The sequence below is a fragment of the Acetobacter sp. DmW_125128 genome, from assembly GCF_008704325.1.
GTDB lineage: Bacteria > Pseudomonadota > Alphaproteobacteria > Acetobacterales > Acetobacteraceae > Acetobacter > Acetobacter oryzifermentans.
The window spans coordinates 1-25,439 of record NZ_VHOP01000009.1 but is presented as its reverse complement, the minus strand read 5'-3'; the positions used below and the strand labels follow the sequence as shown (position 1 = coordinate 25,439).

Annotated in this window: 23 protein-coding genes and 1 other RNA gene; 18 read left to right on the top strand and 6 right to left on the bottom strand. The window is 53.8% G+C overall.

Annotation, left to right across the window (positions count from 1 at the left end):
- The first annotated feature begins 1 nt into the window (after position 1).
- A complete protein-coding gene (mdoH, locus tag FKW19_RS03770) occupies positions 2-2,134 on the top strand; it encodes a glucans biosynthesis glucosyltransferase MdoH (protein WP_193561102.1) in 2,133 nt (710 codons plus the stop codon).
- Positions 2,135-2,182: 48 nt separating this feature from the next.
- Here mdoH and nagA read toward each other — a convergent pair whose 3' ends face one another.
- The 3 genes from nagA to FKW19_RS03755 are packed head-to-tail and all read right to left on the bottom strand — an operon-like array spanning position 2,183 to position 5,149.
- Complete coding sequence (gene nagA, locus FKW19_RS03765) at positions 2,183-3,286, bottom strand: N-acetylglucosamine-6-phosphate deacetylase (RefSeq protein WP_089178339.1); 1,104 nt, start codon at positions 3,284-3,286, stop codon at positions 2,183-2,185.
- A 12-nt stretch (positions 3,287-3,298) separates the two neighbouring features.
- Complete coding sequence (gene gluP, locus FKW19_RS03760; RefSeq protein WP_089178340.1) at positions 3,299-4,573, bottom strand: glucose/galactose MFS transporter; 1,275 nt, start codon at positions 4,571-4,573, stop codon at positions 3,299-3,301.
- 33 nt (positions 4,574-4,606) lie between these two features.
- A complete protein-coding gene (locus FKW19_RS03755; protein ID WP_050793146.1) occupies positions 4,607-5,149 on the bottom strand; it encodes a hypothetical protein in 543 nt (180 codons plus the stop codon).
- 29 nt (positions 5,150-5,178) lie between these two features.
- On the opposite strand from FKW19_RS03755, the gene ffs reads away from it, so the two are divergent.
- The 6 genes from ffs (at position 5,179) to folB (ending at position 9,616) form a co-directional block, all read left to right on the top strand.
- Positions 5,179-5,276, top strand: an RNA gene (ffs, locus tag FKW19_RS03750) — signal recognition particle sRNA small type.
- A 71-nt stretch (positions 5,277-5,347) separates the two neighbouring features.
- A complete protein-coding gene (locus FKW19_RS03745; RefSeq protein WP_089178341.1) occupies positions 5,348-7,339 on the top strand; it encodes a DNA polymerase III subunit gamma/tau in 1,992 nt (663 codons plus the stop codon).
- Positions 7,340-7,438: 99 nt separating this feature from the next.
- Positions 7,439-7,762 carry a YbaB/EbfC family nucleoid-associated protein gene (locus FKW19_RS03740; protein WP_035350700.1) on the top strand — a complete coding sequence of 108 codons (324 nt, stop codon included), beginning with the start codon at positions 7,439-7,441 and terminating at the stop codon, positions 7,760-7,762.
- A gap of 31 nt (positions 7,763-7,793) precedes the next feature.
- Positions 7,794-8,390: a recombination mediator RecR gene (gene recR / locus FKW19_RS03735; protein WP_035350698.1), complete on the top strand. Its 597-nt coding sequence runs from the start codon at positions 7,794-7,796 to the stop codon at positions 8,388-8,390.
- A 20-nt stretch (positions 8,391-8,410) separates the two neighbouring features.
- Positions 8,411-9,211: an SDR family oxidoreductase gene (locus FKW19_RS03730; protein ID WP_035350721.1), complete on the top strand. Its 801-nt coding sequence runs from the start codon at positions 8,411-8,413 to the stop codon at positions 9,209-9,211.
- 3 nt (positions 9,212-9,214) lie between these two features.
- Complete coding sequence (gene folB / locus FKW19_RS03725; protein ID WP_089178342.1) at positions 9,215-9,616, top strand: dihydroneopterin aldolase; 402 nt, start codon at positions 9,215-9,217, stop codon at positions 9,614-9,616.
- A gap of 73 nt (positions 9,617-9,689) precedes the next feature.
- Here folB and FKW19_RS03720 read toward each other — a convergent pair whose 3' ends face one another.
- Entirely contained in the window at positions 9,690-10,025 is a 336-nt protein-coding gene (locus FKW19_RS03720; RefSeq protein ID WP_006116646.1) for a TIGR02300 family protein, read from the bottom strand.
- 193 nt (positions 10,026-10,218) lie between these two features.
- Between FKW19_RS03720 and aroA the strand changes: the two genes are divergently transcribed.
- From aroA to FKW19_RS03695, 4 genes are all read left to right on the top strand, one after another.
- Complete coding sequence (aroA, locus tag FKW19_RS03715; protein WP_089179855.1) at positions 10,219-11,619, top strand: 3-phosphoshikimate 1-carboxyvinyltransferase; 1,401 nt, start codon at positions 10,219-10,221, stop codon at positions 11,617-11,619.
- Positions 11,616-12,269, top strand: a complete 654-nt coding sequence (gene cmk, locus FKW19_RS03710) for a (d)CMP kinase (RefSeq protein ID WP_089178343.1) — start codon at positions 11,616-11,618, stop codon at positions 12,267-12,269. Before aroA ends, cmk begins: the two co-directional genes overlap by 4 nt.
- 284 nt (positions 12,270-12,553) lie before the next feature.
- Positions 12,554-14,272: a 30S ribosomal protein S1 gene (rpsA, locus tag FKW19_RS03705; protein WP_006116649.1), complete on the top strand. Its 1,719-nt coding sequence runs from the start codon at positions 12,554-12,556 to the stop codon at positions 14,270-14,272.
- Between the two features lie 113 nt (positions 14,273-14,385).
- Positions 14,386-15,738: an L-dopachrome tautomerase-related protein gene (locus FKW19_RS03695; RefSeq protein ID WP_193561101.1), complete on the top strand. Its 1,353-nt coding sequence runs from the start codon at positions 14,386-14,388 to the stop codon at positions 15,736-15,738.
- A gap of 16 nt (positions 15,739-15,754) precedes the next feature.
- On the opposite strand, the gene rdgB is transcribed toward FKW19_RS03695, so the two are convergent.
- Together rdgB and rph are read right to left on the bottom strand one after the other, a co-directional pair.
- Positions 15,755-16,354 carry an RdgB/HAM1 family non-canonical purine NTP pyrophosphatase gene (rdgB, locus tag FKW19_RS03690; RefSeq protein ID WP_089178345.1) on the bottom strand — a complete coding sequence of 200 codons (600 nt, stop codon included), beginning with the start codon at positions 16,352-16,354 and terminating at the stop codon, positions 15,755-15,757.
- Positions 16,351-17,085 (bottom strand): ribonuclease PH, encoded by a 735-nt coding sequence (gene rph / locus FKW19_RS03685; RefSeq protein ID WP_035350695.1) that lies wholly within the window; start codon positions 17,083-17,085, stop codon positions 16,351-16,353. The genes rdgB and rph overlap by 4 nt, the downstream gene beginning before the upstream one ends.
- A gap of 100 nt (positions 17,086-17,185) precedes the next feature.
- Between rph and hrcA the strand changes: the two genes are divergently transcribed.
- The 7 genes from hrcA to FKW19_RS03650 form a co-directional block, all read left to right on the top strand.
- Entirely contained in the window at positions 17,186-18,286 is a 1,101-nt protein-coding gene (gene hrcA, locus FKW19_RS03680) for a heat-inducible transcriptional repressor HrcA (protein ID WP_193561100.1), read from the top strand.
- A gap of 96 nt (positions 18,287-18,382) precedes the next feature.
- The gene (locus FKW19_RS03675) at positions 18,383-21,136 is read left to right on the top strand and encodes a penicillin-binding protein 1A (RefSeq protein WP_089178347.1); all 2,754 of its coding nucleotides are present in this window, start codon (positions 18,383-18,385) and stop codon (positions 21,134-21,136) included.
- Positions 21,137-21,194: 58 nt separating this feature from the next.
- Positions 21,195-22,326 (top strand): peptide chain release factor 2 gene (gene prfB, locus FKW19_RS03670; protein WP_096884278.1). Its coding sequence is split into 2 segments (ribosomal slippage): positions 21,195-21,263 and positions 21,265-22,326, totalling 1,131 coding nucleotides; the frame shifts between segments, so codons are not numbered across the junction.
- Positions 22,327-22,667: 341 nt separating this feature from the next.
- A complete protein-coding gene (locus FKW19_RS03665) occupies positions 22,668-23,417 on the top strand; it encodes an energy transducer TonB (RefSeq protein WP_006116656.1) in 750 nt (249 codons plus the stop codon).
- Between the two features lie 107 nt (positions 23,418-23,524).
- Positions 23,525-24,499: a MotA/TolQ/ExbB proton channel family protein gene (locus FKW19_RS03660; RefSeq protein WP_089178348.1), complete on the top strand. Its 975-nt coding sequence runs from the start codon at positions 23,525-23,527 to the stop codon at positions 24,497-24,499.
- A gap of 30 nt (positions 24,500-24,529) precedes the next feature.
- Complete coding sequence (locus FKW19_RS03655) at positions 24,530-24,949, top strand: biopolymer transporter ExbD (RefSeq protein ID WP_089178349.1); 420 nt, start codon at positions 24,530-24,532, stop codon at positions 24,947-24,949.
- Positions 24,950-25,002: 53 nt separating this feature from the next.
- Positions 25,003-25,439, top strand: a 437-nt coding sequence (locus FKW19_RS03650; protein ID WP_035351224.1) for a biopolymer transporter ExbD, incomplete at its 3' end; no start/stop codon positions are given.

Genomic DNA, 25,439 nt, shown 5'->3' with positions numbered 1-25,439 from the left:
CATGCCGGATTCTACACAAATGTTTCGCGCTCTCCCTTCAGAATCTCCGTTGGATATGCCGGTGCAGGATTTTCATGCTGCACCCAATATGGCAGGGCGTGGCCGCACGCCTCTTACCTCTCCGCGGAATATCGTGCTGCGTCGGTTGGCTGTTATTGGATCAGCATTGTTGCTGACGGCCTATGGGGCATGGCGCACGCATAAAGTGATGGATGAAGCAGGTGTTTCCACCTTGGGTGTGATCATGCTGCTGTTGTTTATTGCTCTATTTATGTGGATTGCACTGGCATTTACATCTTCTGTTGCCGGGTTCTGTTCTCTGGTTGCGCATGGTGGCCTTGGGCTAGGTATCAGCAAATCTGGCCCGCTGCCGCAGCTTACACGGCGGAATGCTGTTCTGCTACCTACGTATAATGAACCTCCTCGCCGTGTTATGGCGGGGTTGAAAGCTATTTACGATAGTTTGCAGGAAACGGGGGAACTGGATGCCTTCGATTTCTTTATTCTCTCAGACACCACAAACCCGGATGTATGGGTAGAGGAAGAGGCAGCCTTCCTGGCGCTGCGTGAAGAAACTGGCGGATATGATCATATCTTTTACCGCCGTCGCCATAATAATGTAGAGCGTAAGGCTGGTAATCTGGGGGAATGGGTGCGCCGCTTTGGCGGAGCATATGACCACATGGTTACGTTGGATGCAGACTCCGTTATGTCTGGCGCCACGTTGGTGCGTATGGCCGCAGCCATGGAGCGTAACCCTGGTGTGGGCCTTATACAGACACTTCCGGTTATTACTGGTGGCACAACGCTTTTTGCACGTTTGCAACAGTTTGCGGGCCGTGTGTACGGGCCTGTTATTGCGTACGGTATTGCATGGTGGCATGGCTCGGAGGGAAATTACTGGGGCCATAATGCCATTATTCGCACTCGCGCTTTTGCCGAACAGGCAGGCATGCCGCATGTGCCGGGCAAGCCACCTTTTGGTGGACATATTCTGAGCCATGACTTTGTAGAAGCTGCCTTAATGCGCCGCGGGGGCTGGGCCATTCATATGGTGCCAGCTCTTGATGGCTCTTACGAGGAAAGTCCTCCTTCCCTTACAGATGTTGCCATTCGCGATAGGCGTTGGTGCCAAGGTAATTTGCAGCACGTCAAGGTTCTGCCAACAAAGGGGCTGCATTGGGTCAGCCGGATGCACATGGTTGTTGGTATCGGGGCTTATGTAACATCGCCTTTGTGGCTTGTGTTTTTGTTGACTGGTATTTTAATTTCTCTTCAGGCTCATTTTGAGCGGCCAGAATATTTTGGAGAAACAAAGCTTCTTTATCCACACTGGCCGCATGTTGATCCTGTACAGGCGAAGTATGTGTTTATCGGTACCATGATTGTGCTGCTAGCACCAAAACTTCTTGCGTATATCGCGTTGTTGCTGGATAGGGAAAACTGCAAAGGGTGTGGTGGTGCCATACGTGCGGCAGGTTCCATATTAGTGGAAACACTGATTGGTGGTTTGATTGCACCAATAGCCATGTTGATTCAAACACTCGGTGTATTCTCCATTCTTACAGGACATGATTCCGGCTGGAATGCACAACGGCGAGATGATGGCGGTGTGCCATTTATGGATATTGTCCGTCAGTATGGGCGTTTTACCATTTTTGGTGTGCTATTAGGGGCTGGAGCATGGGTTGTGTCTCCCTCTCTTTTCTTCTGGATGACACCGGTTTTGCTGGGGCTGGTTTTTTCCATCCCTCTGGTGGCGTTTACCAGCAGTCGTAATGTTGGCTTGGATTTTCGCAAAGCTGGCCTTCTTTTAGTGCCAGAAGAAACCAATATGCCGGATGTTCTTAAAAAGGCAGAGCAAGACCGCGAAAGTGATGAAACCCCAGATTTTCCAGAAGATGCTTTGCGGGCTTTGCGGGCAGATGTGGGGCTGGCGCAGGCGCATATGGCTATGCTGCCACCAGAGCGTAAAGCGGGAGATCCCATCAATGCGGATCAGCTCGTGGGTTTAGTAAAACTTTCAGAATCTCACACAGTTTCTGAGGTTGAACATAAGCTTACGGTAAAAGAAAAAGCTGCAGTGCTGGGCACACGCAAAGGCGTGGAAAGCGTTCTGCAACTTTCAGAGTAAATCTTGCGTATAAGGCGGGAAGAAACATAAAAAGTCTTCCCGTCTTTTTTAATAAATACGCTGGCCGCTTACCCATACTTCCTGCACATACAGGTTGGAATCCATTACAACAAAATCAGCACGTTTTCCGGCCTCTAATATGCCGCGGTCATGCAGCCCTAGATAGTTTGCTGGGTTGCGCGTTAAAAGTGCTACTGCTTCGTGCAATGATGTTCCGGTCTTTACGGCATTGCGTAGGGCAACATCTAATGTCAGCACACTTCCTGCAAGGCTACCATTTGGCAAGCGTGCTGTTCCATTTTCTACAATTACGTCTTGCCCACCAAGTTGGCTTGGCCCATCTGGCAAACCAGCAGCACGCATGGCATCGGTTACAAAAACAAGCCGATCTGGCATAATGCGTTGAGCTAGTTGAAATGTTGCTGGATGGATATGGTGTGTATCAAAAATCATTTCGGCATAGGCGTCACTGCACATTAAGGCGGTAACTGGGCCGGGGCGTCTGCTTTCAATGGGCGGCATAGCGTTAAAGAGATGGGTGCCCCCAACCACACCACCAGATTTGCAAATATGACAAATAGCCTGATGAGCTTGTTCATAACTGGCAACTGTATGACCAAGGCTTACGCGCACGCCAGCTTTGGCAAAACTTTTCATGGCAGTTTGTGCATGAGGAAGCTCCGGTGCTAGTGTCACAACACGCACGCAGTTTGTAGCAAGAACTTCTAAAACCTTGTCTGATGTTGGGGCGATATTAAAAGGAGGCTGAGCCCCGAGTTTATGGGGGCTCACAAAAGGTCCTTCCAGATGCGCGCCATGTATCATCGGGCCATCTGGAATTTGTTGCCCAGTCACTTCAGCAATAGCATGTAATGTGTTGATAACATCCGGCCAAGGGCTGGTGATGGTTGTTGGCAATAATGTTGTCGTGCCATGCCGAGCATGAAACCGGCTAAGGGTGTGAATGGCTTTTACACCATCCATTGTATCTGCGCCGTCGCCCCCGTGGATGTGTCCGTCGATAAAGCCAGGAAGAATATAGCGGTCTGTTTCATGTTGAGTAGGTGTAATATCCTGAATTTTGGTTTCAAAATGTATACTTCCGCTTACAATTGTATTTGGAAGCACAAGATTTCCGGAAAGTTCGGTCATATCAGCCAGCCATTAGGTGTTTGTGTTGTGGGGCATTTTTGAAAAATGTAAAATAAATAAGGAAATTACAAAATAGCATATGCAGGATAATGCTGAAAATGCTGCCTGAAACCCTATAATGGATTTTAGCCATACAAAGCATTGCGGTAAAATACCACCTCCACAATATGCCATAACCAACAACGCAGAGACAAAAGAGGTTTTGTTGTGGGTGGAGTTTAAAACGGTTGGGAAAAGAGATGGAAATATCATGGAATTTGAGAAGCCCAGCAGCGCTACGCATGCAACAGATATGTATCCATGAGTCATATATGCCAGAAGGCTTAAGGCAAAACCTGTAAGGCAGGAAAGCAGAAGTGCACGCTCTTGAGAGATGTGGCGTGGTACACATATTAACCCAACCAGATACCCACAAAGCATACAAACAAGAGTAGCTGATGTAAAAAGACTGGATATTCTGAATGGAATATGAAATCCAGATGCATAGGTTCCAATAGCATCTCCAGCCAACACCTCTACGCCAACGTAAAGAAACATGGCCAAAACACCAAAGCATAAGGTTGGGTTTGAATTTGTAGGAACGCTTGTTTCTATGTTTTTTAGATGAGATATTTTTATATCAGGTAGAGTTGAACATTTTATATACAAAGTTGTCAGAGCTAAAAGCGTAGCCATTCCTATATAAGGCCAGTAAATTGTAGAAATGAATTGTTGCTGTAAGATCGAATTGTTTTGTGCATTGTAAGTAAGTGGCAAATCTCCAATATGCGGCATGGCAAACGCTGCCAAAGCAATAGGAGCTAAAATGCCGCCAACTTTGTTGCAAATACCCATAATTGCAATACGTTGTGCAGCGCGATCAGTTGGGCCTAAAAAGCTTATATAAGGGTTTATAGCAACCTGCAGAAGCGCCAACCCGCTACCCAGAATTAAAAATCCGCATAATGCACCAAGATAGGATGATGCTTTCATAAATTGGCCTGTAACAATCATGCCTGTTGTCATAATGCTTAAAGCATATATCAGGCTTTGTCGCAGGCCTTGTTTTGTTACAATTCTACCGGCCGGAATGGCGAATAAAAAATATGAAATATAAAAAACGAAAGGGATAAAAAATGCGCTTATATCATCAAGGGAAAATGCAATTTTTACAAAAGATATAAGAGGCCCATTCAGCCATGTTACAAAGCCGATTATAAAAAACAATATTGCAATCAGAATAAGTGGTAGCCAGCCATAAGGCCCGGCCGGGCAGGAAACAGCGCGCCAGAAGGTGCGATTGTGCATGCAGGGCCAGGCCTTTCTGGGTTTAAAGAAAAATCAGTTTGCAGAATCAGGCAGACTGTCAATTTTCTCACAGGTATGCGCCAGCTCGGCAGAAGGATTGGGTGCTTCGCACAGGCGCTGCACATCTGGTGCACACATTTCTATAGAATTTTCAAAATCAGATTCCAGCACATCTTCCGCAATAGCCAGATCCTGATCATGAGATCGCGCTTCTTCAGCTTTAAGCATATCCTGCGTTTTGTGCAGTTCTTTCAGTGCATCAATGCAGGCCGGGCTAGCTGCTTCTGGTTTAAAGTGCAATACGGCTAACTCTTTTTGTAACTGCACATTTGGCACGTTTGTACGGGCTGGCGGATCATCATCTGCGCGCGCAACTGCTGAGGCAGCAAGAGAGCCCATAAAAAAGAGGGATGCCAAAGTAAGAGGCCGAAAAAGCGGAGTGGAAGGGCGGAATAAAAACACGCGCAAAACTCTCTTAATACACAGGTCTGTGCTTCTGGGGTGTTCCGTTTTTAGCCTGTTCATGGCCAGAAGGTAAAGCAACGGGCTTTGGTAGCTATTACACAGGGTTGGCATCTGCCTGCATTTAGTGTTATGTAAAAAGCGGAAAGTCGGCAGTGGACGGACACCTTGCCAACCCGGTCAGATCCGGAAGGAAGCAGCCATGGTAAGTTTCGTCCGGGTCATTGTTCGGCTTTCCACCCGTTATTTTCCGCCAATGCGGCACGTGTTTCGCATATAAAACAAGGCGTGAACTTTTTCTTCGGGCAAGACATGAGCGACAAAACAGACGCGCAGCTTCCTCAGGATGAGGGACTCCCCAATCCTGAAATGGAAGGCCCTGGTCTGTTTGGTGATGAGCCTGCCCAACAAGTGGTTGAGCAGCTTCCCGCAACGCAGGATCAGGCAGCATCGCCGTACCGGGTGCTGGCCCGTAAATATCGCCCCACCACATTTGATGATCTGATTGGCCAGGAAGCCATGGTGCGCACGCTGCGTAATGCGTTTGCACTGGGGCGGGTGGCCCACGCGTTTATGCTTACAGGTGTGCGCGGGGTGGGTAAAACCACTACAGCCCGTATTATTGCACGCGCTCTTAATTGCATCGGGCCAGATGGCAAAGGTGGCCCAACGGCAGATCCATGCGGTGTTTGCGCAAACTGTGTGGCTATTTTGAACGATCGGCACCCAGATGTGCTGGAAATGGATGCTGCCTCCCGCACAGGTGTAGATGATGTGCGTGAGATTATAGAAGCCACGCGCTTCCGCCCCATGCAAGGGCGCATGAAGGTCTTTATTATTGACGAAGTGCATATGCTTTCTCGCAATGCCTTCAATGCGCTGCTCAAAACGCTGGAAGAGCCGCCTGCACAAGTTACGTTTATTTTTGCCACGACAGAACTGCGGAAGGTGCCGGTAACGGTGCTTTCGCGTTGCCAACGGTTTGATTTACGGCGCGTTCCACAATCTGAACTGGTGGGGTTGTTCTCCCGCATCGCAGATAAAGAGCATGTGCGTCTGTCACCAGATGCGCTGGCATTGGTAGCACGGGCTGCTGACGGTTCGGTGCGTGATGGGCTTTCCTTGTTGGATCAGGCAATTGCGCAGGGTACCGGCCAAACGGATGCAGATGGTGTAATTGGCGCCACAGTTATCAGTGACATGCTGGGTTTGGCAGATCGGGAAGTTGTGTTCGATCTGCTGGAAGCGGTGTTAACAGGCAAGCCAGAGCAGGCTTTGGCGTTGCTGGATGCAGCATATGCACGCGGCGCAGACCCCGGCCTTGTGTTGGGGGATATGCTGGAACTGGTGCACACGGTTTCTCGTTTGCGGGCCGTTCCCAGCTTGCGCGATTCGGCAGATATGCCAGAGGCCGAGCGTGTGCGGGGCACGCATATGGCTGATACCTTTACTGTGCCTGTGCTGATGCGTGCGTGGCAGATGCTGGTAAAAGGGATGCAGGAAGTGGAAGCCGCATCTGATAGGCGCGCTGCCGCAGATATGGTGCTGATTCGCCTGTGTTATGTGGCGGATCTGCCATCTCCTGAAGATTTAATAAAACGTCTTTCTGGCGCGGGGCATTCAGCAGGGCAGGGAGTAGCTTCTCCAAATACAGGTGGAAGTTCTCAAGCCCCCACGGCTGGGGCAAGTTCTGCGTTGCCTACGCCATCAGCTTCAGCAGGGCATCAGCCGCCATTGCGTATGGTGATTGGTGGACAAAGTGTTTCTGCCGCCGTGCCAGTCGTTGCTCCGGTTTCTGCTCCCTCTGCTGAACCACAGGTTTTTTCCAACCCACGCACATGGCGAGAAGCCGTGGCTTTGGTGAAGGACCAGAAAGAAGCCATCCTGCACGGTCAGCTTCGGCATGCGGCGCATCTGGTGTCCTTTGCGCCGGGGCATATTGTGTTGCGGTTTGAACAGCACGTGCCCTCCGGGGCCGCGCAAGAACTGCGTAAAGTTTTGGATCGTGCCACGGGTATGTCATGGCGGGTGGGGCTTTCGGAGGAAGAGGGCGAACCCACTTTGGATGCGCAGGGGGCTGAAATCATTCAGTTTCGGCGTAAGGAAGCTGAAGCTCACCCATTGGTGAAGGCCATTCTCAAGTTTTTCCCGGATGCAGAACTGGGCGAAGTGCGTGATCATGGTTTGGATGATTACGGCCTACCGCCAGAAGAACCGGCCCCAGAACTGCTTTTTGCACCGTTGGATGCAGAGTTTCTGGATGATGATGAACGCCCCTATGATCCGGGCATGTCTCCAGACTGACTCCGGTGAGCAGGTAATGCACGCCCATCAGGCTGTGTGGTGTGACATATAGCAACAGGCTGCCAGTAACAGGGCAGTTTGAGAATAAAGGGATAGTTGATGAAAAATCTTGCCTCATTGATGAAGCAGGCCACGCAGATGCAGTCCAAAATGGAAGCAATGCAGAGCACGCTGGAAGCCATGAACATTGATGGTTCAGCCGGCGCAGGCATGGTTCAGGTTGTGCTGAGCGGTAAAGGAGACATGCGCTCCATTAAAATTGATCCCAAGCTGGCAGATCCAGAAGAAATGGAAATGCTGCAGGATCTGATTGTGGCGGCCTGTGCAGATGCCCGCAAAAAGCTGGATGAAAAAGCAGCAGAAGAAATGCAGAAAGTGACCGGTGGCCTGAACCTGCCTCCAGGCATGAAGCTGCCGTTCTGATATAACGGAACGGGTAGCAGAATTGTCCGGTATGGGTGGGCAGGAAATAGAGCAGCTTATCCGGCTTTTGGGCCGGTTGCCGGGGTTTGGCCCGCGCTCTGCGCGCAGGGTTGCGCTATATTTGCTAAAGGAGCCTCAAACCCGGCTGGCACCTTTAGCGCGCGCAATGGAGCGGGCAGGCAATGCTATAAAAACCTGCTCATCCTGCGGTAATCTGGATACGATAAACCCGTGCCATATCTGCTCTGATCCTCTGCGAGATCAGGGCCTGATCTGTGTCGTGGAAACGGTGGGTGATCTGTGGGCGCTGGAGCGTGCGGGCGTGCATCGTGGAGTCTATCAGGTTCTAGGTGGCACATTGTCCCCACTGGCGGGAATCGGGCCAGAAGATCTGGACGTCGCTCCGCTGTTTGAAAAGCTGAACAAAGGCACGGTGCGCGAAATTATTCTGGCGCTAGGTGCCACGGTGGAAGGTGCTACCACCATGCATTGGCTCATGGATCAGCTTGCATCTTATGGTGGCGTGACTGTCAGCCGTGTTGCGCAAGGCGTGCCGATGGGTGGGGCGTTGGATGTGCTGGATGATGGCACTTTGGCAGCAGCACTGGGCGCACGGCGCCCTGCATGACGATAAAGGAGGCAGACACGATGCCACTGAATGGTTTTCCCATTTCGGCGGCTATTCCCCGTCGTGCATTGGTTACGGGCGGAGGTGCTCGGCTTGGCCGTGCCATAGCCCTAGGGTTGGCGCAGGCCGGATTTGATGTGGCGATTCACTATCGCTCCGGGCAGGAAGATGCGCAGGAAACAGCCGCTGCTATTAACGCATGCGGGCAAAAAAGCTGCCTGTTGCAAGCTGATCTGGCGCGGGAAGAAGGGGTAGAACCTCTGGTGCAACAGGCCTCTGCGGCCTTGGGTGGGCCGCTGGGTGTTCTGGTCAACAACGCTTCTACGTTTGAGCGGGATGAGTGGCATAATGTCACCCGTGAAAGCTGGATGGCACACCTTAAACCCAACCTACGCGCCCCGTTTGTGCTGATGCAGCATTTTGCCAAGGCGCTGCCAGAAACGGCGCAGGGCATGGTGTTGAACATGCTGGATGAGCGCGTGTGGTCTCTTACGCCACATTTTGTCAGTTATACGGTTTCTAAAAGCGCTTTGTGGACGTTAACCCAAACAATGGCGTTAGCGCTGGCCCCCAAAGGCATACGTGTGAATGCTATAGGCCCCGGGCCAGCATTACCCAGTACGCGGCAGACAGAAGAGCAGTTTGCCCGGCAATGTGCATCTGTGCCTTTGGGGCATGGCACATCACCGCAAGAAGTTGCGCGCGCTGCGCTGGCGCTGCTGGCTTTGCCCTCTGTAACAGGCCAGATGCTGGCGTTGGATGGCGGGCAGCATTTACAATGGTCTCCGGCTTTGCCTGCCGGTGCTGTATTGGAAGAATAGAAAATGGCTGTTTTTGCTCCATGGGCGGATCAGCCGCCTTTGCGCCGCCTGTTTATCCGCAACATGATTCTGGATGCCAATATTGGCGTCTTTCCGCACGAACAGGGGGTATCGCAACGCATTCGCGTATCCGTTTCGTTCGGTGTGGATGATCGGACAGATCTGGAAATTGGCGCGGATGATCTGAGCCGCACAGTTTCCTATGAGCAAGTGGTTGTGCTGGTACGCCAGATTGTGGCGGAGGGGCACGTAAGGCTGGTGGAAACGCTGGCTGAACGTATTGCCGCCGGTGTGTTGGTAGATAATCGCGTAAAGGTTGTGCGGGTACGGATTGAAAAGCTGGATGTTTTTGAAGAAATCGAAGCCGTGGGGGTGGAAATAGAAAGACGTTCAACAACTCCGTAAAAAATTGATGAGATCTTCATAAAAAAGCCCGCCAAAAGGCGGGCTTTTTCTTTGCTGTGTTTATGGCAGCAGATCAGGAATCGTGTTCGTCCGAATCCGTGCTGACATCAATATCGGAGCTGATGTCATCATCATCGTCATCATCCAGATCGGCGGTATCTTCTAGTACGTCATCGGCATCTGTATCCGCATCTGTATCCAGATCAATATCGTCTTCACTGGTTTTTTTGGCGGGAGCTGCCGTTACCGGGGTGCTGGACAGAGTATCAGAATTCCGGCGCAAACGGGGCACCAGTGGGGGCTGTTCCGTGCCACATTTGGGGCATACGGCAGGAGTGCGGTTTAGATCATAAAAATGGGCACCGCAGGAGACGCAGACGCGTTTGGTGCCGAGATCGGGCTGAGACATCTTGCTACCTGTCGATCCTGAGCAGTCAGATTGGGGGGGCACAGATGCCCCGGAAAGAAGGACGGTTCCCTCCCGCAACGCGGGGTGGAATCGAACCAGACTATAAGGCGACGCCAAATGCCATTGTGTTTTGTGTCCTGTCAAACCCGACTTGCAGAACAAATGCATTTTCTGGCAGCAGAAAGCAGTTTTTATGGTTTCTGGCGGATTGACTTGCCGCCCCACACGCCGGAATGAACAAGGTATGACACAGCAGACCACATCTTCTACTCGCCCATTACGGGTTTCTCGTGCTCCGGCTTCTCTTTCTGGTTCCATCCGGGTGCCGGGCGATAAGTCTATTAGCCATCGTGCCCTCATGTTTGCCTCCCTTGCCAAAGGGACCACGCATATTTCCGGCCTGTTGGAAGGTGAGGATGTGTTGTGCACGGCCGCAGCCATGCGTGCATTGGGCGCAGATGCCGTGCAAGAAGGCCTTGGCCAGTGGCGTGTAAGCGGGCCGGGTGTCGGCCAGCTTCAAGAGCCGAATAACGTGTTGGATATGGGCAATTCGGGCACAGCAGCTCGTTTACTGTCCGGCATTTTGGCCAGCCACGGCATGACATCCGTGATGACGGGTGATGCCAGCCTGCGCCGCAGACCCATGAAGCGCGTTATGGACCCACTGGCAGGCACTGGGGCCACATTCCTTGCGCGTGAGGGTGGCCGTTTACCCATGGCTATTCGCGGCTTGGCAGATCCCAAGCCTCTGGATTACCGTCTTCCCGTTGCTTCTGCTCAGGTTAAGTCCGCTGTATTGTTGGCTGGGTTGAATGCAGTGGGGGAAACGCGCGTAGAAGAACCAGTTGCCACGCGTGATCATACGGAAAATATGCTGCGCCATTTTGGGGCAGAAGTTTCCGTAGAAAAAACGCCAGAAGGTGGTCGGATTATTCGTTTGCAGGGGCGGCCCAACCTTGTGGCGCGTGATGTTGCTGTGCCGGGAGATCCTTCCTCCGCCGCTTTCCCGCTTGTTGCCGCACTGTTGGTGGCTGGGTCTGATATCACCATTTTTGGCGTAGGGCTCAATCCGTTGCGCACCGGGTTATTTACCACATTGCAGGAAATGGGTGCGCAGCTTGAAATCCTGAATGCACGCACAGAAGGCGGAGAACCCGTGGGGGATTTGCATGTGCGGGCTTCTGCTCTCAAGGGCGTAGAGGTGCCACCAGAACGTGCGCCTTCCATGATTGATGAATACCCGGTGTTGGCTGTTGCGGCGGCCTATGCCTCTGGTGTTTCACGCTTTTGCGGGGTGGAAGAACTGCGGGTGAAGGAAAGTGACCGTCTGGCCGCAACCGTAGCACTGTTGGAAAACAACGGAGTCCGCACTGCAGTGGAAGGGAATGACATGGTCGTGTACGGCACGGCTGGCCATATTCCCGGTGGCGGCAAGGTGGAAACCCACATGGATCATCGTTTGGCCATGAGCGCTTCTGTTATGGGGCTTGTTGCCGAAAAACCTGTGGAAATTGATGACACCTCTTTTATCGAAACCAGCTTTCCGCAGTATTTGGATCTGATGAACAGCATTGGCGCGGGGTTTGTAGCATGACGCGGGGCGGCCCAGTTATTGCAGTAGATGGCCCTGCCGCAGCAGGTAAGGGCACTTTGGCACGCAGATTGGCAGAAGCTCTGCACCTGCCGTATCTGGATACAGGCTTGCTCTACCGTGCTGTCGGGCGCTTGGCGTTGGATGCGGGGCAGGACCCAGCCTCTCCCGCGCAGGAATTTGCTGCACGTTTGTTGCCAGAAGATTTGGAAAGAACGGATCTACGCACCCCGTTGGTAGCGCAAGCGGCCAGCAAGGTGGCAGGGCAGCCAGAAGTGCGCGCCGCTTTGGTGGAAACGCAGCGTCGGTTTGCGCAGGCAAAAGGGGCTGTGCTGGATGGGCGGGATATTGGCACCGCTATTTTTCCGGATGCAGACGTAAAACTGTTTATTACGGCATCTCCCAGCACGCGGGCTTTGCGCCGTTTTTTGCAGCTTGGTGGTGACCGGAATGCTCCAGATGCCCCAACCCGTATAGCAGAACTAGAAGATGCCTTACGCACTCGGGACGATGCAGATGCCGGGCGTGCATCTGCTCCCATGCTTGTGGCGGATGACGCATATGTGATTGAGACAGATACGCTGGAAGCAGATGCCGTTTTGGCAAAAGCATTGCAGATCGTACGGGAACGACTCGCTGGAATCTCAGAATAAAAATTCTGCGAAAGTGTGTTCGAGCGGTTGCGCAATACCGTTTTTCTGGCAGTTTTCAGGCTGTGCACGGGTGGTTTGTATTGACAAGCGGCCTGCGGACAGTGTCTGTGCATGATCAAACACTGCGTACCATGCAGGTTTGTTTTTATTTTGATTTGAGGCTTGGCAAAAAGGCTACAGGGGATGGCCCCTATAGGTGCGCCAAGTAAGCCGTGCCGCAGGATGCGGGGCGCAGGAATAGCTTGTTTGCCCATTGCAGGCAGGCCCAAGGTTAACAGTTACACATGGCTTCAGCCACAACCCAGACTGCGGATCATTTCCGCGGTGAAGATTTTGCAACCCTTCTGGACGAAACCCTTGGCCGGGATTCGGGCTTTGATGGCTCCGTTGTTCGCGGCCGCGTTGTTCGTCTGACCGATGATTACGCCATTGTTGATGTCGGCCTGAAAAGTGAAGGCCGCGTTGCCCTGCGTGAATTTGCACCTCAGGGTGTAAAGCCGGAAGTTAAGCCCGGCGATATCGTTGAACTATATGTTGAACGGTATGAAGATCGCGATGGCAGCATCGTGCTTTCCCGTGAAAAAGCACGTCGTGAAGAAGCTTGGACCAGCCTGGAAAAGGCTTTCGAAGCCAATCATCGCGTCAACGGCACCATTTATGGCCGTGTGAAGGGTGGCTTCACAGTTGATCTGGGTGGCGCCATGGCGTTCCTGCCCGGCAGCCAGGTGGATATCCGCCCTGTGCGTGATGTTAGCCCGCTGATGGGTGTGCCCCAGCCGTTCCAGATTCTGAAAATGGATCGCGCTCGTGGCAACATCGTTGTGTCTCGCCGTGCCGTTCTGGAAGAAACGCGTGCTGAACAGCGCAGCGAACTGATCCAGGGCCTGACGGAAGGCATGATTCTGGATGGCGTGGTCAAGAACATCACCGATTACGGTGCATTCGTTGATCTGGGTGGCGTTGACGGCCTGCTGCATGTGACCGACATTGCATGGAAGCGCATCAACCATCCGTCTGAAGCTCTGCAGATCGGCCAGCCAGTGCGCGTGCAGGTTATCCGCTTCAACCCGGAAACGCAGCGTATCTCCCTTGGCATGAAGCAGCTTGAAGCTGATCCGTGGGAAAATGTTGCCCTGAAGTACCCGCCGGGTGCTCGCTTCACGGGCCGCGTGACCAACATCACCGATTACGGCGCATTTGTTGAGCTGGAACCGGGTGTTGAAGGTCTGGTGCACGTGTCCGAAATGTCCTGGACGAAAAAGAACGTACATCCGGGCAAGATCGTCGCAACCTCTCAGGAAGTGGATGTGATGGTTCTGGATGTGGACAGCGCCAAGCGCCGCATTTCTCTGGGTCTCAAGCAGGTTCAGCGCAACCCGTGGGAGCAGTTCGCGGAAGAGCACAAAGTTGGCTCCACCGTAGAAGGCGAAATCCGCAACATCACCGAGTTCGGCTTGTTCATCGGTTTGTCTGCAGACATCGACGGCATGGTTCACATGTCCGACCTGTCTTGGGACGAAGCGGGCGAAGAAGCCATGAAGCATTACGAAAAGGGCCAGGTTGTCAAAGCCAAGGTTCTGGACGTGGATGTGGAAAAAGAACGTATCTCTCTGGGCATCAAGCAGCTTCAGGAAGATCCGGCAGCCGATGCGCTTGCCAGCGTTCAGAAGGGCTCCATCGTAACCTGCATCGTGACCGCTGTTCAGACGAACGGTATCGAAGTGAAGGTTGACGATGTTCTGACCGGCTTTATCCGCCGCGCTGAACTGGCCCGTGATAAGGCAGAACAGCGTCCGGAACGCTTTGCTGTTGGCGAACGCGTGGATGCAAAGATCATCTCTGTTGATCGTGCAGCCCGCAAGCTGGCCCTGACCATTAAGGGCCGTGAAGTGGAAGAAGACAAGCAGGCCATTAACGAATACGGTTCTGCTGATAGCGGTGCTTCCTTGGGTGATATCCTGGGTGCAGCTATCCGTCGTCGTAATACAGACGGCGAAGACTAATTGTTCAGCCATAAAGGGGCGGTCTGGCTGCTCCTTTATGTTTTTTGAACATTACGTTTTAAGAAAATGGCGTCGGTTTCCGGCGCCATTTTTTTGTGCTGTGCCGTGTTGTGATGAGAGTTGCGGACAGAAATCACGCGGATATCCGCCAATCTGTGCCACACTGTGTTTCAGATTCATCAAAGAACTGGAGACACAACGGAATGGTGCGCAGGAACATAACGCTGAATCAAAAATCACTCAGCCCTATAATCAGCTCAAAACTTGCACGTCGGCATCTGCTTGTAGCCGGTGGCATAGGGTTAGGTCTGGCATTTTCCCGCGCAGCGCGTGCAGTGTCGAGAGCTATTGTGCAAACCGGGGTGCATGGTGATCAGGGTTATGAATCCGCTGGGTCGTTCGAGATTGTGGCAGAGTTTTATGGGCCGGGGCCATCAGGCATTGTTGTTACGGATAATGGCCGTATTTTTGTGGGCTTTCCGCGGCATGCCATCAACCACAAAGGGGCTACGCTGGCAGAGTTGGTAAACGGCCATCTTGTTCCGTGGCCAAGCGCTGCGCTGAGCATGCCATCAGATGCACCTCCGGCAGAACGCCTTCTTTCCATCCACGGTATGACACAGGATACGCGCGGTTTTATCTGGGCGATTGATGACGGCAAATTGGCTGGCTTACCTTTGCAGCCGGGGGCTGCAAAAATTGTCTGTTTTGACCCTGCTACTAATAAATTGGTGCGTTCTATCGTTCTCAAATCACCGGCTTTGTTGCCTGATAGCCATATGAATGATTTGCGGGTGGATCTTACGCATGGGGCGGAAGGAAGTGTTTACGTGACCGATAGTTCCTTCGGCCATAGCCCGGCTTTGGTGGTGGTGGATATTGCCACAGGACAGCAAAAGCGCGTGTTGGGGAAGCATCCATCCATACAGGCAGAAGCAGGTTTTATGGCCGTGGTGGAAGGGCTGCCGCTCAAATATGATCCCGCGCAAAAACCCAAATTTGTTACCGGCGGGGTAGACGGCATTACTCTAAGCCCAGATTCCAGTCGTGTATTTTATTCACCTCTTACCAGCCGCCGCTTGTATAGTCTGCCAACGGCTTTGTTGTCTGATATGTCTGCCTCAGAAAGTACTTTGGCTGCTGCGGTAAAGGATGAAGGGGAGAAAGGCGTTGCGGATGGTCTGGCAACAGATGCACAAGGGCGCATTTACACCACCAATTTCGAGCATGATGCTATTTTCCGCCGCAATACCGATGGTTCTATGGAACTCATGGTGCATGACCCGCGCGTGCTTTCCCCAGATGGTATTTTTTGCACGCAAACCCATGTTTACTGCACGTTGGGGCAATGGAATCGGCTTGCCGGGTTTCATGATGGCAAAGATGAACGCCAACCACCGTATTTGCTGATTCGTTTCCCTATCCAGGGGCCACCTGTCAGTTCCGCAGAACCGGCAGGTGGTTAATCCGAAATGCGGTTGTTTAGCTCAAGCACGCTTTTTTAAAGGCATCAAACGCGCGGGCACGGTGGCTGATTACATTTTTTTCTGTATCAGCCATTTCTGCAAAGGTACGGGTTTCGCCTTCGGGGGCAAAAATGGGATCATACCCATGGCCATGCGTGCCGCGTGGTGGCCAGACAATCTGGCCATCTATACGGCCTTCAAAGCTTTCCGTACGGCCATCAGGCAGAGCCAGACACAACACACAAATAAACCATGCGTTGCGTTTGCCTTGGCCAATACCTTCTTCAATACGCGCCATAGCCCCGGTAAAATCTTTGTTGGGGCCAGCCCAGCGGGCAGAATAAATGCCCGGCGCGCCATCTAGAGCTGCTACGCATAGCCCAGAATCATCGGCCAGTGCTGGCAGGTTGGCAGCTTTGGCTGCGGCTAAGGCCTTAATGGCAGCGTTGCCAGTAAAGGTGGTGGCCGTTTCCTCTGGTTCTGGCAGGTTTAGTGCCCCGGCAGAAATAACCTTAATGCCAAAATCAGCCAGCAGCGTGGCAAATTCTGCCAGCTTGCCAGCATTGTGCGTGGCAAGCACAAGGGTGCTGCCACGTTCTAGTTTTATAGAATTCATGCGTGCTTTTTTTCCGCAGCTTCCACGGCAGCTATCTGGGCTTCAAACAGCTCGGTCACACCTTTGCGGGCCAGTGCGAACAGGTTGTCAAACGCGTCTTCTGTAAACGGTGCGCTTTCTGCCGTGCCCTGAATTTCCACAATGCGGCGGTCTGCTGTCAGCACAAAGTTGGTGTCGGCAGAAGCAGAGCTATCTTCCACATAATCCAGATCCAGCACAGCGCCTTCCGTTGTTAACCCACAGGAAACAGCCGCAACCTGTCCCCGCAGCGGCAGCCGAGGCAGCACGTTGGTCGCAACCAGTTTGCCAAGGGCCAGACGCAGTGCCACCCATGCACCTGTAATGGAAGCGCAGCGCGTGCCACCATCAGCGTTCAGCACGTCACAATCCAGCGTAATGCTCATTTCACCCAGAGCGTTCAGATCTGTTACCGCGCGCAGGGAGCGGCCAATAAGACGCTGAATTTCCTGCGTGCGGCCAGACTGTTTGCCCTTGGCGGCTTCACGGTTGCCGCGTGTGTGGGTGGCGCGGGGCAGCATGCCGTATTCGGCCGTAACCCAGCCGGTGCCTTTGCCACGTAAAAAAGGCGGTACGCGGTTTTCTATACTGGCAGTGCACAGTACTTCCGTGCCGCCAACACGGATAAGGGCAGAACCTTCAGCGTGATGGGCAAAGCCGGTTTCAATGGTAATGGGGCGCATCTGGTCTGGCTGGCGGCCTGAAGGGCGCATAGAAAGCTCCTTGGTAAAATTAAGATGTGTGGCGCGTATGATGCGCTTTTGTCGGCAGTAAAACTGCACGAATAAGGTATATAAAGGCTATCCAGGATTTATGGATATACGAAGGAGCCCTTGTGTCATGAAGCGTGGTTTGCTGCCAGTAAAAGCTGCTCTGCCTCCGGGGCTGAATGCACGGTCTGCGGCTATTCTGCGTGAAGTGGTGGAAGAATATGTTGCGAGTGGGGAGCCCGTTGGTTCGCGCACTGTGTCTCACAGGCTTGGGCTGCCGCTTTCTCCGGCCACAATACGCAACATCATGGCTTCCCTTACAGAAGCTGGATTGCTGTTTTCCCCTCATACATCTGCCGGGCGACTGCCTACAGAAAAAGGATTACGGCTGTTTGTAGATGGCTTGTTGCAGTTTGGCGCGCTTTCGGAAGAAGACCAGCGGGTAATTGGCCAATCTCTGGAGGCCAAGGGGCGTTCATTGCAAGATACGCTTACGGAGGCTTCTTCGCTTTTGGCAGGTATGTCCGATGCCGCAGGGCTTGTGGTGGCACCCAAAGGGGACGGAGGTATCAAGCATATTGAGTTTGTGGCGTTAGGCAGCAACCGTGCACTGGTTATTCTGGTGGGGGCGGATGGGCATGTTGAAAACCGTGTGATTGAAACGCCTCCGGGTATGCCGCCTTCCGCTTTGGTGGAGGCCGCAAATTACCTGAATGCACGGGCCATGGGTGCATCCTTGCCGGATTTACGCACGCGCGTAAGTTCTGAAATGATGGAAGACCGGAGCATTCTCAACGGTCTAACAGCAGAGGTGGTAGAAAGTGGTCTTGCTATTTGGGATGGTGGCGGAGATGGGCTGGGCGGCACCCTGATTGTGCGCGGGCAATCCCGTTTATTGGCTGATGTCGATGGGCAGGACAGGCTATTGGCCATTCAAACACTGTTTGACCGGCTGGAAGCGCAGGAAACCATGCTGCGTCTGTTGGAGTTGGTGGAGAGGTCAGAGGGCGTGCGTATTTTTATTGGTGCGGAAAGTGGGTTGTTTGGGGCCACGGGCATGTCCGTTGTTATGGCTCCAGCCCGGAATGACGCGAACCGGGTTGTAGGTGCTATTGGTGTTATTGGTCCTACCCGTATCAATTACGGGCGTATTGTGCCGGTGGTAGATTATACAGCCCGCCTGCTAGGTGAAATGTTAGGTTAGTAACTGTTTGTGCATGTGGTCGGAATTCGGCCATGATTTTTATTACAATGCGCAAACAGGGCAGACGATTATGTGTGAGAATGGTAAAGGGCCTGTATGACAAGCGCTCCGTCTTCTGGTGATCCGGGTTTATCTTCCAGCCATTCTCAAGGCAGGCCTCCGCAAAATCGCAGGCCCGATTTGCGCCGCCCACGTTTTCGACAGTGGCGGAAGGTAATTGGAGCAACGGCTGCACTGGCGTTGGTTGGCACAACGGGCGCTGTGGTTCTGCTTTGGTCTCAGTACGAAGGGATTGTAGCTGATCTGCCAACGGTAGAGGGCTTACGCTCCTATCAGCCGCCAGTCATGAGCCGCCTTTACGCTGGGGATGATGAGCTTATTGCTGAACTGGCTAATGAGCGGCGTATTTTTGTACCCATCAGCGCTGTGCCAGATAAGGTAAAAAACGCTTTTGTTGCGGCGGAAGACCAGAAGTTCTGGACGCATAAAGGGGTGGACCCCGTTGCTATTGCCCGTGCCGGGCTTACAGATTTAACGCGCGGTAAGGGCAAGCGGCCCATTGGGGCGTCCACCATTACGCAGCAGGTGGCACGTATCATGCTGCTGGGCAGCAATGCGGTGTCTTTCCAGCGTAAAGCCAAGGAAGCTTTTTTGGCCATGCGGGTGGAGCAGGTGCTGCCCAAAGATAAGATTCTTGAAATCTATCTCAACGAAATTTATCTGGGCAGCGGGGCATATGGTATTGCCGCGGCATCCCAAACCTATTTCAACAAGCCGCTTGATCAATTGGATGATGCAGAAGCCGCGTTTTTGGCGGCGCTGCCAAAGTCTCCCACCAATTATAATCCAGTACGTTTCCCAGATGCAGCCAGAGGGCGCAGAAACTGGGTGCTGGAACGTATGGCCGATATTGGTGCCATTACGCATGATGCGGCCCGCGTAGCAGAAGCCCAACCACTTACTACCCGCAGCTTCACCCGGCCCGGCCCGGCGCCAGGGGCTGAATGGTTTGCGGAAGAAGTGCGCCGCGAACTGATGGAGCGTTACGGTCAGGACGTAACAATGCAGGGGGGCTTGGATGTTCATACCAGTCTGGATCTGCCGCTCCAGCGCGATGCACAGGATATTTTGCGCCAAGGCTTGATGGCGTATGATCGTGCGCATCGTGGCTGGCGAGGGCCTGTGCACCATTTTTCCGATATCGGGTCATCTGCCTCTACGGCAGACTGGGTGCAGGCTTTAAGGGGAGTGCCCGTGCCTGCTGGTATGCTTGACCAATGGCGTTTGGCTGTTGTTCTGGATGCAAAGGGGCAGGTGGGCTGGCTAGAAGGCAGCGTGGTGCGGCGGAACAATGCTTCTCAAAGCGGAGGAGAGCCCCGTACAGGCGTTGTGCAGGCCAAGGATATGGCATGGGCGCGGCGCTTCAAACCATTGCGTGTGGGTGATGTGGTGATGGTGCAACCGCAGGCCGAGGGGGGGCATGTTGCCCTTATGCAGGTACCTGTGGTGGAAGGTGCCATTGTTACCATGAATGCGCGCACGGGCCGGGTTCTGGCTCTGGTGGGGGGATGGTCATTTCAGGCCTCGCAGTTTGATCGCGCAACGCAGGCGCTGCGTCAGCCGGGGTCTTCCTTCAAGCCATTTGTTTATCTGGATGCCATGGAACAGGGGATTTCCCCTTCCCAGAAGTTTGATGATTCCCCGGTTTCCTACGGGGCATGGCATCCTAATAACTATGAAAAAGATTTCTGGGGGCCCACCACTCTGCATGATGCGTTGCGTGAATCGCGCAACCTAGTCACTATTCGTTTGGCGGCCCATCTGGGCATGAAAACCGTAGCGGATATGGCAACCAACCTGGGGCTGGTGGATTCCATGCCGCATGTGCTGCCCGCAGCGCTGGGGGCAGTGGAAACCACGGTGCTGAAAGAAGCCGGAGCCTATGCTTCGCTCGCAGCAGGTGGGCGCAAGGTAACGCCAACTTTGGTGGATGATGTGCAGGACCGAGAAGGGCACGTGATCTGGCGTCCGGAGGGGCTGGCATTGACCACAGCCACCTTAGCGCAACCCAATAGCGGACAAACAGCAGATCAACCTGCCGCTGATGCTGTGTTTCCAGATGCGCCATCGGATCAAAAATCTGGAGACGCAGGAAAAGGTGCGCCAGCACCAGCGCCTGCACAACAGCCTATTGTGATGCCGGGGCAGAATGATTTGCCTGCCTTGCATGATAGCCGACAGCAGGTGGCATCCGCCCAAAGTGCGTTCCAGATTACCACCATGTTGCAGGATGTTATCCGGCGCGGCACGGGTATGCGGGCTGGAACAGGCATAGATGTGCCAATTGCAGGCAAAACCGGCACCAGCCAGAACTTCAATGATGCATGGTTTGCTGGGTACACCCCTGATATTGTAACCGTAGTGTGGATTGGGTTTGATACGCCGCAGTCTCTCGGCAAGAATGAAACCGGTGGCGCTATTGCGGGCCCCTTGTGGAACAAGGTGATGAAAACCGCCTTGGATGGGTACCCACGGCAGGATTTTGTGCCACCTGCGGGCATTACGCTTGTGCAGTATGATACGGGCAGGGGCGTGGCGATAGATGCCTTTAAGGAAGGGCAGGTGCCGGGGCTTAGCGCAAACCTTTCAAGCAACGTAAACCCGCAGGAACTTACAGCAGCAGATACAGGTGCTGAAAACATGCCTGATTCTGAAAGCGATATGGCTGCTGAAGGTTCTGGCGGTGGGCAGGCTGGGGGGAGCGCGCCTTCTGGGGCTAGCGGATCGTCTGGTTCTGCGGCACCTTCTGCGCCAGCTGGGGGTGACATTGGTATGGGTGGCCTTTATTGAGAGACCAGCACCGCACTGTCTTTTTTGACATGATAGAAAAATATGGAGAATCGGCCTGATGTCTGCCGAGACTGAAGCCCTTAACGACCAGATCAAGCAGTCAGTGGCACTGCTGAGGAGGCATCTTTAACTGGGATGTCGCTCAGGAAAGACTTGCTGAACTGAACAACCGGGCAGAAGACCCCGATTTGTGGAACGATTCAGACGCCGCGCAAAAAATGATGCGTGAGCGTACTCTTCTGGCCAATCAGATTGAAGGTGTGGAAGCGCTTGAAACCAATGTGCGCGATACCAGTGAACTGATTGAACTGGCAGAAGCCGAAGGTGATGCGGATTTGGTGGCCGAAGGCATGGCCACGCTGCGTGATCTGGCGGAAGAAGCCAAACGGCGTGAAACAGAAAGCCTGCTTTCTGGCGAAGCAGATAGCAATGACTGCTATCTGGAAGTCAACGCAGGTGCTGGTGGTACGGAAGCGCAGGATTGGACAGAAATGTTGCTGCGCATGTACACTCGCTGGGCAGAGGCGCATGGCTACAAAGTCACGCTGATGGAAAGCTCCGAAGGTGAGCAAGCAGGTCTGAAATCCGCCACCATTCAGGTTTCTGGCCCCAATGCGTATGGTTGGTTGAAAACAGAAGCCGGTGTGCATCGTTTGGTGCGTATTTCACCGTTTGATGCTGCCGCCCGGCGCCAGACGTCCTTTGCATCTGTTTGGGTATATCCCGTTATTGATGATTCCATTGAAATCGAGATCAATGACGCAGATCTGAAGGTAGATACCTTTAGGGCCTCTGGTGCCGGTGGGCAGCACGTTAACAAAACGGATTCCGCTATCCGTATCACGCATATGCCCACAGGTATTGTTGTGGCGTGTCAGACGGATCGTTCCCAGCACCGCAACCGTGCAACGGCCATGCAAATGCTGCGTGCGCGTTTGTATGAAGCAGAGTTGCAGAAGCGCGAAGCCGAGGCCGCAGCGGCAGAAGCTGCCAAAACGGATATCGGCTGGGGGCATCAGATCCGCTCTTACGTGCTTGCACCTTACCAGATGGTAAAAGATTTGCGCACAGGGGTAGAAACCGGCAACCCGGATGCCGTGCTGGATGGAGATCTGGATGCCTTTATGGCGGCAGCACTTGCCATGCGCGTAGGGGCAACGCGGTCAGAGGCCAGTGCCTCTGCTCAGTAAGTATTTATTTCTATATCGGAATAAAAATACAAAAAGCAGGCCCAAACTGGAGCCTGCTTTTTTGTTGTGCTGAAAGGCAGAACTGAACAGAGAAAACACCGGTAGAGCCAAGAAAACTCCGCTTTAGAGAGAGTTTGTTCCTAAGCCAGAACAGATTGTCTTTATGAAAGAAAATGTGAAATTAGCAGAACATTCTTGACAGAAAGCCTATCTAATTGCCCAATCGAAAGTTGGAAAAGGTTACCTGTATGGCAGAACAGCAATCTGTTATTGTCATGCCAGCGTAAACAGGCTCCGGTAACGCCCTGTGCATCAAGGGTAAGACAATAGCATCTGTTGAGATGCAGGGTGACAAAGGAGGACGTGCAAATATGAATGACTACGAGCAACAGCCGGGCTCGGTGAAATATACGTTCCGGGTAGGGGCTGTTGTCAGTGTTGTTGCCCTGCTGGTGGTTGTCGCGCTGCATCTTATGGGCGTGCTGGGGCTGATGTACGGTATGGGAACCACAGCAAGCGTTCCCGTTACACATCCACCTATCAAAACAGTCATGCTGCCGCCGCCTCCACCGCCGCCGCCGCCTCCACCACCGCCTCCACCGCCGCCGGTTATGGCAGTGCCTCCGCCGCCATATATTCCGCCGCCCAAAATCAAGGTGCCGCCACCGCCCAAGCCGCCCATCAAGCATGTGGCCAAGGCGCCGCCCAAGCACCCAACGCCACCGCAAACCAAAACGGCAGCGGCACCGCCAGCAGCAACTGCTCCAAGCAGTGCGGCAGCAGCAGGGAATGGCACAACAGATGCACCAGATACATCTGCTGGTTCGGCACCTTTAAACAATGTGCAGCCGGTCTATCCGCCAGAAATGGAGGAAGACAATATTGAAGGCCGCGTTACGTTGATTTGCGATGTGGAACCTTCGGGCATGACCAGCAACTGCCATGTGCAGTCGGTTTCTGGGGGGCAGGCCTTTGCTCAGTCGGCGTTGGATTACGTGCACAAGGCCCGGTATCGCCCGGCCACGCGCAATGGCGCTCCGGTGAAGGAACTGCACAAGGTCTATGTCATCCGCTTTAGGCTGGATGACTAAAACGGGGTCAGTTTTTCATACTGGCCAGTAGTACAAATACGGATTGCCCGATCTGCTTGCGTAACAGGGTAGCGGATTGGGCCCTGATGATGAGGATTATGAGGAAGATGACCAGACTGCCCCGTTCTTTTGTGTCAGGTCTTGCCGCTCCGGCTCTGGCGCTGCTGATGAGCACGGCCGCCCCAGTTGCGGCCTTTGCGCAGGATGCAGCCCCCACAGCGCCTGCGGCCACGGCTCCAGCCCCCGATGCGGCGCCATCTTCCGCACCGGCGCCTGCCGCCACACCGGATGCCACCCCAGCACCCGCACCGGCCGAACAGGCCCCACCTGCGGCAGACACCAAGGAAGAAGCCAACCCCTACGGTCTGGGGGCTTTGTGGTCCAACGGTGATATCATCGCCCGCGGCGTGCTGCTGATCATGCTCATCATGTCTTTGGGCACATGGTATATCATGATCACCAAGTTCATTGAGCAGGCCCGTCTGTTTGCCGCCGCCAAGGAAGCCACCAAAAGCTTCTGGACCAAACACAGCATTCAGGAAGGCGCTTCAGCTCTCACCTCCACATCTCCGTTCCGATATATTGCCGATACCGGCATTGTGGCGGCCGAGCACCATGAAGGCACGATGCAGGAAAGCATTGATCTGCATAGCTGGACGGGCATGTCCATTCAGCGCGCGGTGAACAACATCCAGAACAGCCTGCAAAAGGGTCTGGCCTTTTTGGGCACGGTGGGCTCCACCTCTCCGTTCATCGGTCTGTTCGGCACGGTGTGGGGGATCTACCACGCGCTGACAGCTATCGGCATTGCCGGTCAGGCATCCATCGACAAGGTGGCGGGGCCTGTGGGTGAATCCCTGATCATGACGGCCATTGGTCTGGCAACCGCCGTGCCTGCCGTTCTGGGCTACAACCTGCTGGTGCGCCGCAACAAGACAGCCATGGATCTGGTGCGTGACTTTGCGTCTGACCTGCAGTCCATCCTGATCGGGGGTGTGCGCCACGGTGCGGCTGCAGAGCAGATTGAGGTGCGCCCGGACAACTCCCCCACCACAGCCACGGTATCCAACCGCGTCGGATAATCGGTCAGGTCAAGGCTAAGGAGAGCGCTTATGGGCATGCAGATTGGCGATAGTGGCGGGGAAGACGACGTCGTCTCCGCCATCAACACCACACCGCTTGTGGATGTGATGCTGGTGCTGCTGATCATCTTTCTGATCACCATTCCGGTGGCGACACATACCGTCAAGGTGCAGCTGCCCAAGGACATGAACCAGCCCACCCAGACCAAGCTGAGCAATGTGGTGTTGGCTGTCACGGCAGATGGGCAGACCTTCTGGAATGAAACGCCGATCAGAGATCGGGCCGATCTTCTGGCCCGGCTGGAGAAGGCAGCGGTGCAAAAGCCCCAGCCGCAGATCCAGATCCGCGGGGATGTGACCACACGCTATGAGAGTGTGGGCCGTCTGGTGGCGACGTGTCAGGAAGCGGGCATCAGCCATATCGATTTCATTACGGAAAAGCCGAAATAGGCAGGGGCGGGTGGCGCAGCACGCCACCCCATCCTTGTGGGGAGAGCACAGCCATGGGCATGAATGTTGGCTCTGAGAGCACAACGGAAGATGAAGGTATTGTTGACATCAACACCACGCCGCTGATTGACGTGATGCTGGTGTTGCTGATCATGCTGATCATCACCATCCCGTTGCAGACGCAGGCGGTCTCGATTGATCTGCCGCAGGGCAACCCGCCGCCCAGCACGGAAGAAACCCCTGTGGTGACGCTGGTTGTGGACTTTGATAATTCGCTGACATGGAATGGCCAGCCGATTAATGGGGAAGCCGATCTGCAGGCGCATCTGCGCGAGATCGCCAGCGGGCCCGAGGCCAGCCGACCAGAATTCCATCTCCAGCCCAACCGTCTGGCAGACTACAAAACCGTCATCCACGTCATGGCCGACGCACAGCGCCTCGGCGTTACAAAACTCGGAATCGTCGGACAGGAACAGTTCGTAGACGGTAA

Excerpts from the sequence above, each read along its gene's own strand:
- mdoH (WP_193561102.1), top strand. The coding sequence starts at position 2 with ATGCCGGATTCTACACAAATGTTTCGCGCTCTCCCTTCAGAATCTCCG.
- nagA (WP_089178339.1), bottom strand. The coding sequence starts at position 3,286 with ATGACCGAACTTTCCGGAAATCTTGTGCTTCCAAATACAATTGTAAGC.
- gluP (WP_089178340.1), bottom strand. The coding sequence starts at position 4,573 with ATGCACAATCGCACCTTCTGGCGCGCTGTTTCCTGCCCGGCCGGGCCT.
- FKW19_RS03755 (WP_050793146.1), bottom strand. The coding sequence starts at position 5,149 with ATGCCAACCCTGTGTAATAGCTACCAAAGCCCGTTGCTTTACCTTCTG.
- FKW19_RS03745 (WP_089178341.1), top strand. The coding sequence starts at position 5,348 with ATGAGCGACAAAACAGACGCGCAGCTTCCTCAGGATGAGGGACTCCCC.
- FKW19_RS03740 (WP_035350700.1), top strand. The coding sequence starts at position 7,439 with ATGAAAAATCTTGCCTCATTGATGAAGCAGGCCACGCAGATGCAGTCC.
- recR (WP_035350698.1), top strand. The coding sequence starts at position 7,794 with ATGGGTGGGCAGGAAATAGAGCAGCTTATCCGGCTTTTGGGCCGGTTG.
- FKW19_RS03730 (WP_035350721.1), top strand. The coding sequence starts at position 8,411 with ATGCCACTGAATGGTTTTCCCATTTCGGCGGCTATTCCCCGTCGTGCA.
- folB (WP_089178342.1), top strand. The coding sequence starts at position 9,215 with ATGGCTGTTTTTGCTCCATGGGCGGATCAGCCGCCTTTGCGCCGCCTG.
- FKW19_RS03720 (WP_006116646.1), bottom strand. The coding sequence starts at position 10,025 with ATGTCTCAGCCCGATCTCGGCACCAAACGCGTCTGCGTCTCCTGCGGT.
- aroA (WP_089179855.1), top strand. The coding sequence starts at position 10,219 with ATGGTTTCTGGCGGATTGACTTGCCGCCCCACACGCCGGAATGAACAA.
- cmk (WP_089178343.1), top strand. The coding sequence starts at position 11,616 with ATGACGCGGGGCGGCCCAGTTATTGCAGTAGATGGCCCTGCCGCAGCA.
- rpsA (WP_006116649.1), top strand. The coding sequence starts at position 12,554 with ATGGCTTCAGCCACAACCCAGACTGCGGATCATTTCCGCGGTGAAGAT.
- FKW19_RS03695 (WP_193561101.1), top strand. The coding sequence starts at position 14,386 with ATGAGAGTTGCGGACAGAAATCACGCGGATATCCGCCAATCTGTGCCA.
- rdgB (WP_089178345.1), bottom strand. The coding sequence starts at position 16,354 with ATGAATTCTATAAAACTAGAACGTGGCAGCACCCTTGTGCTTGCCACG.
- rph (WP_035350695.1), bottom strand. The coding sequence starts at position 17,085 with ATGCGCCCTTCAGGCCGCCAGCCAGACCAGATGCGCCCCATTACCATT.
- hrcA (WP_193561100.1), top strand. The coding sequence starts at position 17,186 with ATGGATATACGAAGGAGCCCTTGTGTCATGAAGCGTGGTTTGCTGCCA.
- FKW19_RS03675 (WP_089178347.1), top strand. The coding sequence starts at position 18,383 with ATGACAAGCGCTCCGTCTTCTGGTGATCCGGGTTTATCTTCCAGCCAT.
- FKW19_RS03665 (WP_006116656.1), top strand. The coding sequence starts at position 22,668 with ATGCAGGGTGACAAAGGAGGACGTGCAAATATGAATGACTACGAGCAA.
- FKW19_RS03660 (WP_089178348.1), top strand. The coding sequence starts at position 23,525 with ATGACCAGACTGCCCCGTTCTTTTGTGTCAGGTCTTGCCGCTCCGGCT.
- FKW19_RS03655 (WP_089178349.1), top strand. The coding sequence starts at position 24,530 with ATGGGCATGCAGATTGGCGATAGTGGCGGGGAAGACGACGTCGTCTCC.